9 protein-coding genes are annotated in these 11,635 nt (G+C 59.3%); 4 read left to right on the top strand and 5 right to left on the bottom strand.

What is annotated here, in order from left to right; translation table 11 throughout:
- Positions 1 to 90 precede the first annotated feature (90 nt).
- A complete protein-coding gene (locus QN399_RS25900) occupies positions 91 to 2,127 on the bottom strand; it encodes an NADPH-dependent 2,4-dienoyl-CoA reductase (protein WP_323569546.1) in 2,037 nt (678 codons plus the stop codon).
- 241 nt (positions 2,128 to 2,368) lie between these two features.
- Between QN399_RS25900 and QN399_RS25895 the strand changes: the two genes are divergently transcribed.
- Together QN399_RS25895 and QN399_RS25890 are read left to right on the top strand one after the other, a co-directional pair.
- Positions 2,369 to 3,514 (top strand): carbon-nitrogen hydrolase family protein, encoded by a 1,146-nt coding sequence (locus QN399_RS25895; RefSeq protein ID WP_330201899.1) that lies wholly within the window; start codon positions 2,369 to 2,371, stop codon positions 3,512 to 3,514.
- A gap of 4 nt (positions 3,515 to 3,518) precedes the next feature.
- Positions 3,519 to 4,559: an AraC family transcriptional regulator gene (locus QN399_RS25890; protein WP_330201898.1), complete on the top strand. Its 1,041-nt coding sequence runs from the start codon at positions 3,519 to 3,521 to the stop codon at positions 4,557 to 4,559.
- A gap of 3 nt (positions 4,560 to 4,562) precedes the next feature.
- Here QN399_RS25890 and QN399_RS25885 read toward each other — a convergent pair whose 3' ends face one another.
- Entirely contained in the window at positions 4,563 to 4,700 is a 138-nt protein-coding gene (locus tag QN399_RS25885) for a hypothetical protein (protein ID WP_330201897.1), read from the bottom strand.
- Positions 4,701 to 5,054: 354 nt separating this feature from the next.
- Between QN399_RS25885 and ilvA the strand changes: the two genes are divergently transcribed.
- A complete protein-coding gene (ilvA, locus tag QN399_RS25880; RefSeq protein WP_330201900.1) occupies positions 5,055 to 6,611 on the top strand; it encodes a threonine ammonia-lyase, biosynthetic in 1,557 nt (518 codons plus the stop codon).
- Between the two features lie 77 nt (positions 6,612 to 6,688).
- On the opposite strand, the gene QN399_RS25875 is transcribed toward ilvA, so the two are convergent.
- Positions 6,689 to 7,498, bottom strand: a complete 810-nt coding sequence (locus QN399_RS25875) for a DUF2242 domain-containing protein (RefSeq protein ID WP_330201896.1) — start codon at positions 7,496 to 7,498, stop codon at positions 6,689 to 6,691.
- A gap of 318 nt (positions 7,499 to 7,816) precedes the next feature.
- On the opposite strand from QN399_RS25875, the gene QN399_RS25870 reads away from it, so the two are divergent.
- On the top strand, positions 7,817 to 9,058 hold the full coding sequence (locus QN399_RS25870; protein ID WP_330201895.1) for an FAD-binding oxidoreductase: 1,242 nt from the start codon (positions 7,817 to 7,819) through the stop codon (positions 9,056 to 9,058).
- A 43-nt stretch (positions 9,059 to 9,101) separates the two neighbouring features.
- On the opposite strand, the gene QN399_RS25865 is transcribed toward QN399_RS25870, so the two are convergent.
- Positions 9,102 to 10,196: an ATP-binding protein gene (locus tag QN399_RS25865; RefSeq protein ID WP_330201894.1), complete on the bottom strand. Its 1,095-nt coding sequence runs from the start codon at positions 10,194 to 10,196 to the stop codon at positions 9,102 to 9,104.
- Complete coding sequence (locus QN399_RS25860) at positions 10,189 to 11,349, bottom strand: FIST N-terminal domain-containing protein (protein WP_330201893.1); 1,161 nt, start codon at positions 11,347 to 11,349, stop codon at positions 10,189 to 10,191. The genes QN399_RS25865 and QN399_RS25860 overlap by 8 nt, the downstream gene beginning before the upstream one ends.
- Between the last annotated feature and the right edge of the window lie 286 nt (positions 11,350 to 11,635).

Here is an 11,635-nt window from a genome sequence, read left to right as displayed (position 1 = left end):
AGATGTGTATAAGAGACAGGTTTAGCATTGCGGCCTCTTTGGTTTTTTCAGGCAGACCGGCGAATCGGGTTCATTCGCGACAACGGGGCATTAGAGCTCGGCCGCCAACCGCGAACCCTGATTGATTGCGCGCTTAGCGTCCAGCTCGGCAGCGACGTCCGCGCCGCCGATCAGGTGCACGTTCTGCCCGGCTTCGACCAAGCCGTCATACAGTTCGCGCAGCGGGTCCTGACCTGCGCAAATGACAATGTTATCCACAGGCAATAGCTGCGGTTCACCTTCACCGATGCGGATGTGCAAGCCAGCATCATCAATGCTCAGGTATTCGACACCATTGAGCATTTGCACCTGCTTGTTCTTCAGACCCGTGCGATGAATCCAGCCAGTGGTTTTACCCAGGCCGTCACCGACCTTGGTTTTCTTGCGCTGCAAGAGGAACACCTGACGCGCAGGAGCCTGCGGCTCGGCCTTGATTCCGGCGACGCCACCACGCGCCTCCAGCGTCGCGTCGATGCCCCACTCTTTCCAGAACGCAGCGCAGTCGAGACTCGTGGACACGCCCTTGTGCACCAAATATTCCGACACATCGAAACCGATACCGCCCGCGCCGATCACTGCGACGCTTTTCCCTACTGGCTTACGCCCCAGAATCACGTCGAGGTAATTCAGCACTTTTTCATGCTCGACACCGGGAATAGCCGGCGTACGCGGGGCAATGCCCGTCGCCAGAATAATCTCGTCGTAACCGGCACCCAGCAGATCGCTGACAGCCACCCGGGTGTTCAAGCAGACCTCGACACCGGTGGTTTGCAGCTTGCGAGAAAAATAGCGCAGGGTTTCGGAGAACTCTTCCTTGCCCGGCACCCGTTTGGCAACGTTGAACTGGCCACCGATCTCGCTGGCCGAATCGAACAATGTCACCTGATGCCCGCGCTCGGCAGCCACCGTTGCCGCGGCCAGACCCGCTGGACCGGCACCGATCACCGCGATTTTCTTGATCTGCTGCACGGGCAGGTAGTTGAGTTCAGTCTCGTGGCAGGCGCGCGGATTGACCAGACAACTGGTCAATTTGCCACCGAAGGTATGGTCCAGACAGGCTTGGTTGCAGCCGATGCAGGTGTTGATTTCATCACTGCGACCGGCGGCGGCCTTGTTGACGAAATCCGCATCCGCCAGAAACGGCCGCGCCATGGACACCATGTCGGCATCGCCCTCGCTGAGTATCTGCTCAGCAATTTCCGGGGTGTTGATGCGGTTGGTGGTGATCAGTGGAATGCTCACCGAGCCGCGCAATTTAGCCGTGACCTTGCTGAAAGCCGCCCGCGGAACCTTGGTCGCGATAGTCGGAATTCGTGCCTCGTGCCAACCGATACCGGTGTTGATCAGGGTTGCACCCGCCGCCTCGATGGCTTTGGCCAGTTGCACGATTTCTTCCCAGACGCTTCCACCTTCCACCAGATCGAGCATCGACAGGCGATAGATAATGATGAAGTTCGGGCCTACCGCCTCGCGCACGCGACGGACGATTTCCACTGGCAGGCGCATGCGATTTTCATAACTACCCCCCCAGCGATCGGTGCGATGGTTGGTGTGAGCGGCCAGGAACTGGTTAATGAAATAACCTTCCGAGCCCATGATTTCAACGCCGTCGTACTCGGCGATCTGCGCCAGGGTCGAACAGGTGACGAAATCCTGAATTTGCTTTTCGATGCCCTCTTCGTCCAGTTCTTTGGGCTTGAACGGGTTGATCGGCGCCTGAATCGCGCTTGGAGCGACTTGCCTGGGGCTGTAGGCATAGCGTCCGGCGTGGAGGATCTGCATGCAGATTTTGCCACCGGCTTCATGCACTGCCTTGGTGACGATGCGATGTTTGTCCGCTTCTTCAACCGTGGTCAACTTGGCTGCGCCGGAATACACCGCGCCTTCATCGTTGGGGCCGATACCGCCGGTCACCATCAGGCCAACACCACCACGGGCCCGCTCAGCGAAGTAAGCCGCCATGCGTTCGAATCCGCCGGGCTTTTCTTCAAGACCTGTGTGCATCGAGCCCATCAGGGTGCGGTTGCGCAAGGTGGTGAATCCCAGGTCCAGCGGGGCCAACAGGTGCGGGTAGAGAGCGGCGGCCATAAAAACTCCATCGAACGTCATCACGGGATGCGGGGGCCTCCATGGGCTCCCGTCAATTATTCAGGCAGGAGGCAAACTCACTGATCTGTCCATGGCACAAACATTAAAGAGCCAACCGGTCACACTCAATGACTCAAAGTGACAAGTTATTGATCCAAACGAACAGCGAGGGTTGGCAAGCGCGGCTCATCGCCCTACCCTAGTCGGTGAATCCTGCTCACGGCTGCTCTCTGTGTCTCCCATGCGCAAAACTTTCAATGTCTCCGTTGCGCTGCTGTTGATCGCCATGATCACCGGTTACGCCATTTGGACCGGGCAACGCTCCGTAGGCCATTATCTTTCGGATCTGCGCATTCAACTGGCAGTGAATGACGGCCAACCCGGCGAGCGCGGCAACCTGCTGGGTATCCAGCCGGAGCTATTCCCCACCGATTATCAAAGCCTCGAGCATCTGCACCGCAAGCTGGCGGCCTACCTGCAACAAGCCCGTGATCAGGGCCTGCTTAACGACAAAACCATCGTGGTGTTGCCGGAGCACATCGGTACCTGGCTGTTTGCCAGAGGCGAAAAAGATGAGTTGTATCAAGCCACGACGATCAATGAAGCCATGAACTGGCTGTCGGTCAGCAACCCCCTGCAATTCCTCAACGCGCTGATACGGGCCAAGGGCAGCAACCGGCTCGACGACGCTCATCTGCGCATGAAAGCATGGGCCATGGCCAAGGATTACCAGACGTTGTTCGGCGGTCTGGCCAAAGAGTTTGCCGTGACACTGGTGGCAGGCTCAATCGTATTGCCCGAACCGAGCATCGATAACGGCCAACTGCACATCGGCCCAGGCCCTCTGTACAACAGCAGCCTGGTATTCGGCAGCGACGGCCTGCCGATTGGCCAGCCGCAGCGTCAGCTGTACCCGACGTTCGCGGAACGCAATTACATCCAGCCAGCGACGCAGGCTGCGCTGAATGTCGTCGACACCCCGGCCGGACGCTTGGGGGTGCTGATCGGCAGTGACAGTTGGTATCCGCGTAATTACGCACAATTGAACAACAACGGCGCCGAATTGATTGCCGTGCCAGCGTTCGTCGTGGGCCATGGTCTCTGGTCCAAACCTTGGCAAGGCTATAAAAGTGCTTCGACACCTGAGGGCGTCAGCCTCAAGCCGGGAGAAATCAGCGAAGGTGCGGCCTGGCGCCGTCTGACCTTGACCGGCCATGCACCCGCGAGTACCGCACGTGCTGGGATCAGTGTGTTCATGCGTGGCCAGTTCTGGGATCAGAACAGCTCCGGCGACAGTTTTGCTAATCGCCAAGGGCTGACCGGCACTGATCAAATCAGCGCCGACCAGCCTGGGCACGGTGCGCGCTTGATTAACCTCTGGCTGTGAATCGATGACTTCGCCACGGGTGCGTTTGGGTGATTTGTCAGTAGGCTTCGTGCACAGCCTGGCCGACGCTGTACGCAGTTTCGGCCAGGACCCGGAGCCGTTGCTGGAACAATACGGGCTGGACCCGGCACGCTTGGCTGAGCCGGGTGCACGCCTGTCGATCCCGCGTTACATGCGCCTTGGGCATGCCGCCATTCAGCTGACTAGCGAACCGGGGCTGGGCCTGCGCATGGGCCAGTTGAGCCGTATCAGCCAGGCAGGACTGGCAGGCGTGACCGCCGCGCAGGCGCCCACCGTGCGCGAGGCGGCACGCTGCCTGATCCGCTTTGAAGCGCTGTACGGTTCGAATTACCGAGGGCGGTCGAGCTTTCATGAAGACGCCCAAGGCGCATGGCTGCGTTTCTATTCCATCAGCCCGTACAACGCCTACAACCGCTTTGTGGTGGATTCGATTCTCGCCAGCTGGATTCAGCAGCTTTCGAGTCTGGCCGGCTGTCGCCTGCGTGCGGAAAAGGTCGACATTGAGTTTCCCGCGCCGTCCTACGCCGGGTCTTACAGCGACTTGAGCGATAACCCTGTAAGTTTTGCTGCCGACATCAATCAAGTGCGCCTGAGCCTGTCGAGCCTCGGGCTACGCAACCCGGACCACTGCCCCAGCACGTGGCGGCACTTGATGCAATTGTGTGAGAAAGAACTGGAACAGCTCACCCGCACCCGCAGCCTGCGAGAGCGCATCACTCAGTTGCTCGGGCCGTTATTGAATGGTGGTCGGGAACCGGATCTGGAAGAAGTTGCCGCACGACTGAAGCTGCCGACCTGGACATTGCGTCGCAAATTGGCTGACGAAGGCACGCAGTTTCGCGCCATTCTCAATGACACCCGCCGCGACCTGGCAATGACCTATATCCGTGATACAGAGCTGGCCTTCGGTGAAATCGCCTACCTGCTCGGCTTTGCCTCGGCCGAGGCTTTTCAACGCGCCTTCAAACGCTGGAACGGGCACACCCCGGGAGAGTTCCGCCGCAGCCAGCGTCAAGCCGGTTGACGCTTACAGCTCGGTAGCGTCGTCGGCTGGTTCCAGTGGATCAAGTTCAAAAGCCTGATACTCAAGCAGTTCTTCCTGGTATTCGTCCATTACGCATGCCCTCTTTGGCTGATGCTCACTATTGGTTTTATGACTGACCACGGTTTTCACCTTAAAGTGCCAACGTGACGAAAAAATGAATGCGTCGCCCCCTAGGGAAAGGGATACCTGGTTCTGCGATCATCGGTACACCTGACACGACGCCATCGCGGCGGGACGCGTCGTTGCAAGCGCGCCTACAGTTTGCTGCGCGACAGCGCGGCGTCGACGACGTGGCGAGGCCTCCTACATAGCCCGTGCAGGCTTGACTTGCCCACGCCATCCGAAATAGTCTTCGAGACATGAACCTGACCCAGCATGTCGTCTGCCCGATTATTATTACCGCCATTCCTATCTTGGCGGGTTAGCTGACGGCTGCACCCAACCCGCCCTCGAGGCGGGTTTTTCTTCTGTCTCCTGGGCAACACCTCTCGTACCAGGAGCCCATCAATGAGCGATTTGCTCAAGCAGTACGTCAAGAAAATCCTCACCTCGCGCGTCTATGACGTGGCCGTTGAAACCCCCTTGCAGCAGGCTCGCCAGCTGTCCGAGCGCCTTGGCAATCAGGTATTGCTCAAGCGCGAAGACTTGCAGCCGGTGTTCTCGTTCAAGATTCGCGGCGCGTACAACAAGCTGACGCAACTGAGCGAAGCCGAACGGGCCAAGGGCGTGGTCACCGCGTCGGCCGGCAATCACGCGCAGGGGCTGGCGCTCGCAGCCAAGGTGTTGGGGGTCAAAGCCACCATAGTCATGCCCAAAACCACCCCCGAGATCAAGGTCGAAGGCGTGCGTTCGCGCGGCGGCAAGGTGGTATTGCACGGCGACTCGTTCCCCGAGGCGCTGGCGTTCTCCCTGAAACTGGTCGAAGAAAAAGGCTACGTCTACGTCCACCCGTATGACGACCCGGACACCATTGCCGGGCAAGGCACCGTGGCGATGGAGATCCTGCGTCAGCACCCGGGTCGTCTGGACGCGATTTTTGTCCCGGTGGGCGGTGGCGGCTTGATCGCGGGCATCGCAGCGTACGTGAAATACCTGCGCCCGGAGATCAAGGTGATCGGCGTCGAGCCGGACGACTCCAACTGCCTGCAAGCGGCCATGGCCGCAGGCGAGCGCGTGGTGCTGAGTCAGGTCGGTCTGTTTGCCGATGGCGTGGCGGTGGCGCAGATCGGCAAGCACACCTTCGATGTCTGCAAGGATTACGTCGACGACGTGATCACCGTCAGCACTGATGAAATCTGTGCGGCGATCAAGGACATCTACGACGATACCCGCTCGATCACCGAGCCTGCCGGCGCATTGGGCGTGGCCGGGATCAAGAAATACGTCGAGCGGTACGGCGTCAGTGGTCAGACCCTGGTGGCCATCGACTCAGGGGCCAACGTCAACTTCGACCGTCTGCGCCACGTTGCCGAACGCGCCGAGCTGGGCGAAGGCCGCGAAGCGATCATCGCCGTGACCATTCCCGAGAAGCCGGGCAGCTTCAAAGCCTTCTGCAAAGCCATCGGCAAGCGCCAGATCACCGAATTCAACTACCGCTATCACACCGATCGCGAAGCGCACATCTTCGTCGGCGTGCAGACCCACCCGGAAAACGACCCGCGCGCCGCGCTGCTCAGCAGCCTGACCGAACAGGGCTTCCCGGTGCTGGACCTGACCCATAACGAACTGGCGAAGCTGCATATTCGGCACATGGTCGGTGGCCATGCGCCACGGGTCAGCGATGAAGTGGTGTTCCGCTTTGAATTCCCCGAGCGTCCCGGCGCGCTGTTCAACTTCCTGAACAAGCTCGGCGGCCAGTGGAATATCTCGATGTTTCACTACCGCAACCACGGCGCGGCAGATGGCCGGGTCATGGCGGGGCTGGTGGTGCCGGAAGAGGAGCGTCACCTGATCCCTGCGGCACTGGCCGAGATTGGTTATCCGTACTGGGATGAAACGGATAACCCGGCGTACAAGCTTTTTCTAAGCTGAGGAACGCTGCCCATCAAAAAGCCGCTGAACGGAGAAGTCTCAGCGGCTATTGGGCACCGGATGTTGCTTGCCAGACGCTAAGGTGTCGTTGCCTCTGGCTGAACAGGTGTCGGTGCAGGCGCTACAGGTTCGACCTTAATAGACTCGTGCTCAACCGGTGCTGGCGCTGGTTCACTTCCATTGGCGGCAGCAGGAGCCGTCTCCGGAGAAGATTCTTTCGCAGGCTCTTTCGCAGGTACCGCCTCTGGAGTCGCAGGCCTGGTCTCGGCCAGCGCTGCCGGCTTTATCGCTTGAGCAGCCGGCTCTGGTATGCCCAGATCGGTTTTCGGTTTTTCAGGGATATGGGCGGCTTTTTTCACTTCAGGTGGCAAGAAGATTTCGACCAGCGTAAAGAAGCGATCATAGAACGTGGGTGACGAGACCGTCTCGCTGGCAACCTTGACCATCGAATCGTCAGTGGAGCCAATCGGCATCGACACCGAACCCAGTACGCCAACACCCACGCTCGCTGAATTGTTGACCTTCTTCAGCGCATAACGGTCCTGCAACGCGTTGGCGAACATCGTCGCCCCGTTAGCGGCAGTACCATCAGACGCGCAGACCACACTGAAGCTGATCTCCATATGGGTTTCACCCGTCTGCTGGAAGCTTTTGTGCCCGCTGATCACTTTCGGGTCACTGCTACTGATGATGTAGCCCTGGCTGAGCAAGGCCCGACGCGCCGCCTCACAGGACGCGGAATCGCTGACCGGGTAGTTTCTCGAAAAAGTACCGGAATCGTCGAAATTTTCATGCTCGTAGACCGCCGGCTTGGGCGATGAGCAGCCTGCGGCAGCCAGCAGGGTGGTGACCCAGCATGCGGTACGAAAGCTCAGTAATTTAGACATTGAAAATCCTGGGGAAAATAGCTGTCAGTAGAACTGCAGTCCTGAAACGAGGGGGTAAGTCTGCAACAAGGCTGGCGTTCGATCAACGCAGTTTGGAGGTATGGTCGATTTGACTGACGCCTGGGGATTCTACACCCGTTCGGCTCACGCGCCGACGTTGATTATCCAAGACGCCGATGGGCGTGACGAAGTGGAGCTTCTCCCGTAATGTCGACACTGTGCGACGCAGCCCGAGTTAATCGAAGGCCGCCGGGCCCTGATGTGAATTGAACCGATTTTTCCAGGCTGTGATTACGGCCCGCGTATCAAGGATTTCCCATGCATTGCGACACCATCGTTCTGGGCGCCGGGATTGTCGGCGTCAGTACTGCCCTGCAGTTACAGGCACGCGGCCGCAACGTGGTATTGCTCGACCGAGAGCAACCCGGCAACGGCACGAGCCATGGCAACGCCGGACTGATCGAGCGCGCCAGCGTGATCCCTTATGCATTTCCGCGCCAGCTGTCGAGCCTGCTGCGCTACGCCCTCAACCAGCAATCCGATGTGCGCTACAGCCTGCGTTATCTGCCTAAGGCAGGTCCGTGGCTGCTGCAATACTGGCGTAACTCGGGACCCAAAGGCCTGGCCGCCGCGACCCGATCCATGCTGCCGTTGGTCGAGCGCTGTGTCAGCGAACATGACCTGCTGTCGGAACCGGCCGGCATGGGTGGGCTGATCAAGGACAGTGGCTGGATCGAGGCCTTCCGCAACCTGCCCGCGTTTGAAAAGGCCAAAGAAGACGCGGCGGCGCTCAAAAAGTACGACTTGAACTATGAAGTGCTTGATCAGCAGCAGGTACACGAGCGCGAGCCAGGGCTGCATGCCAACGTCATCGGCGGTATTCACTGGCTCGACCCGAAGACGGTCAGCGATCCGGGCGGTCTGACCCGCGGCTATGCTGAACTGTTCATCAAGCGCGGCGGCGTATTCGTGCTGGGTGATGCCTTGAGCCTGAGCCAGCGTGCCGACAAATGGGAGGTGCAGAGCGAAAAGGGCCTGATCATTGCCAACGAAGCCGTGGTGGCCCTCGGCCCTCAGGCCAGGGGCATTTTCGAGCCGCTGGGTTATCGGATTCCACTGGCGGTGAAACGCGGCTACCACATGCACTACGCAGCCAAACCCGGTACTCAGTTGCATCACCCCATCGTTGACCGTCAGGGCGGTTATGTACTGGCACCGATGGTGCGAGGGATTCGTCTGACCACCGGCGTCGAGTTCGCCGACAGTGACGACCCTATCAATGAAATCCAGCTGCACCGTTGCGAAAAGCTGGCACGCGGCTTCTACCCCCTTGGAGAACGTCTGGATGCCGAACCCTGGCTGGGTCGACGTCCGTGCCTGCCGGACATGTGCCCGGTGATCGGTCCGGCCAACCGTCATCCGGGGCTGTGGTTCAACTTCGGCCACGCCCACCACGGTCTGACGCTGGGCCCGGTCAGTGGTCGCCTGCTCGCAGAGCTGATGACCGGCGCCGAACCGTTCACCGACCCAGCCCCCTATAGCGCCGAACGCTTCCACTGATCGCCGGGGGCGGCAACTACCCGCATGAGCGTTACATCGCGGATCAACCCAGCGCTGAGGCCATTGGAAACTCAAGGGTAAACACCGCCCCGGCGCCGGGCCCGTCACTGTGAACCGTCAAGGTGCCGCCCATCTCCTTGGCGGCCAACGCGCAACTGTGCAGGCCAAAGCCATGGCCCTCTTTGCGTGTCGTAAAGCCATGAACGAAAAGCTGCGGCAGATGCTCGGGGGCGATGCCTTCGCCGTCATCTTCCACACTCAATTGCAAACGCCTGCCCTCGCTGCTCTTGACCACCTTTGCGCGCAGGGTGATCGGGCCTGTCAGGTCATCGATAGCATCCATGGCCTGCCTGGCATTTCGCAGCAAGTTGACCAAAATCTGGATAAACCGCGACTTATCTAGCAGCAACGCAGGTACATCCGAATACTCCTTGAGCGCGAGAACCTGATGCGCACCTACGACCCCGACCCCCAAACGCAGGACATCCTCAATCGCGACATCCAGATCGACATCCTCGATAATGCTGGCCGAGCCCGCATGGGATTGCTGGGTCGCGACAATACTTTTGATGTGGTTGATGTTTTGGGTCAGTGAGCCGAGCTCATCCAGCACGTTGCACTGCTCGGCGGACAACGCGGCCGCCAGTTTGAACAAGTAAGGCAGCAACAGCTTTCCTTTTTCATCTCGCGCCAGAAACTCACCGATGTCGTCCGAGTGCTCCTGAATAAGCTCCACGACATGACTCAGGCTGCGAACCTTCGACTGGCGCAGCGTGGAACACACGATATCGGCCGAGATATTCACGCTGTTAAGCACGTTGCCGACGTTGTGCAGGACGTTGTTTGCGATTTCGGCCATACCGGCCAGGCGCGCGGAGGTCACCAACTCCCCCTGGGCCGCTTTCAGCTCGCGGGTGATGCTTTCGTTATTTCGCAGCGCGGTTTCCAGATCCTGTGTGCGCTCATGCACCATGTCTTCCAACATGACAGTGGTCTGAAACAGATCGAAGTCGGAACCTTGACCGTTGGTCCCACGTTCGGCGCGGTCCATCAGGACCTCAATGATCTTGTCCTTGCGAGCGATCTCGGCGTACAGACGCTTTTCGTCATCGGCGGACAGCGGGGTTCGCTCAAGCATGACCCACCTCGGGCAACGCCGCGCCAATCGCGATACCGGTCAATGTCTGGTTGACGTGCACTCCGCGAAATTGCTCACCATAGGTCGTGAACCCGGTGACATTGTTGCTGCGAAAAATATCCTCAACGGCGTCATCAAGGTCATTGAGGGTGATTTCCATCCTGCGCAGGATGCAGTCGAACCCCAGCACCAACTGCGGCGGCCCGATTTCCGCGTTGAATGCCGCAAAGGACTGCTGGAGGTTTTCCACCAGATCCTCGCCATGCGCCAGGCGTAGCACCAACCCTTCCTCGATGGCACAGAAGAACGTCAGGCTCCCGTCGCTGTTGGCCGACTGAATGGCACGCACATAGCTCGTCTCGCCGATCACCACCACCAGGGGCGACGCGGCGAAACTCAACGGGGTCAGGTCGCTGACATCAACACCGATATAGCGGGCATATTCCTCGGCGGCGGGCAATCCGTTGATTTCTTTCACCACGCGATGTGCGGGGTCGGCCGCGGTCACCACCAGCCTTTTGGACGTCGGTACAAAATGCTGGATTTTGAACAGTTTGAACGGCAACGGGGTACTCAGCAGGACCACGACCGCGCTATCGCTGTGAAATCTCCCGTCGAAGTAGACGTAGGTATGGCCAAAAGACAGCGCATCGGCTGCAGACCCACCGATCAGTGGCAACTTGCCCAGGGACCGTTGCAACGCGTTAGCCAGCGGCTCTTCACGCACTGAAAGGCCATCGGTCAGGAGCAGCGCAAAACCACTCGGGTCCACCACCCCTGACACCTTGATCGTGAGCATCTGTAACTGCCGTTGCGCAAACTCCATCACCTTGGCTGCTTCAAGTTGCTGCAGGTGGTCAATAGCACCCACCACCGCCACAAAATCACTTTCAGGAAAACTGACTCCGGTGATGCTGTCGGTGCAATAACCGACAGGGCCAATCTCCCCCGCCGTCGAGCAGCCAACAACGTCTACGCCTGGGAACAGACGCGCCATTTCTTGCGCGACTATCTCCCGGTCATAGGTCGGCGAACAGAAGAACAGCACCAGTGCCATGTCGTGCTGAACGACCCCTGCGTGAAACTCACGCACCGCCTCTCGTGTATCGGAAGCGAATGACTGCGCCCTGCGAATACTGCCTGGAGACTCCATGAGTCACTCCCTTTCACCCCACCAAGGCCGCAACCGATGCCAAAACGCCTTCACGCTTCGAGCATAACCTAATCCAGGAGCATGGAAGAAACAGAAGCGCTCACCGCGTGAGTGCTGGCGATGGCGTCATATAAAACTCTGGACGCAAAAAAGCGACCCTAAGGTCGCTTGTTTGTTTGCTTCAAGGAGTTCAAGGGCCTTGAAGCGGGATATGGCGCAGCGGACGGGACTCGAACCCGCGACCCCCGGCGTGACAGGCCGGTATTCTAACCGACTGAACTACCGC

The organism is Pseudomonas sp. 10C3, from assembly GCF_036346185.1.
Classification (GTDB): Bacteria; Pseudomonadota; Gammaproteobacteria; order Pseudomonadales; family Pseudomonadaceae; genus Aquipseudomonas.
The sequence above is the reverse complement of the archived record's forward strand: the minus strand, read 5'-3'. Positions and strand labels throughout refer to the sequence as shown.

Bases quoted from the DNA above. Each gene is read 5' to 3' on its own strand.
- QN399_RS25875 (WP_330201896.1), bottom strand. From the start codon at position 7,498: ATGTCTAAATTACTGAGCTTTCGTACCGCATGCTGGGTCACCACCCTG.
- QN399_RS25895 (WP_330201899.1), top strand. From the start codon at position 2,369: ATGCGCAAAACTTTCAATGTCTCCGTTGCGCTGCTGTTGATCGCCATG.
- QN399_RS25870 (WP_330201895.1), top strand. From the start codon at position 7,817: ATGCATTGCGACACCATCGTTCTGGGCGCCGGGATTGTCGGCGTCAGT.
- QN399_RS25890 (WP_330201898.1), top strand. From the start codon at position 3,519: ATGACTTCGCCACGGGTGCGTTTGGGTGATTTGTCAGTAGGCTTCGTG.
- QN399_RS25900 (WP_323569546.1), bottom strand. From the start codon at position 2,127: ATGGCCGCCGCTCTCTACCCGCACCTGTTGGCCCCGCTGGACCTGGGA.
- QN399_RS25865 (WP_330201894.1), bottom strand. From the start codon at position 10,196: ATGCTTGAGCGAACCCCGCTGTCCGCCGATGACGAAAAGCGTCTGTAC.
- QN399_RS25860 (WP_330201893.1), bottom strand. From the start codon at position 11,349: ATGGAGTCTCCAGGCAGTATTCGCAGGGCGCAGTCATTCGCTTCCGAT.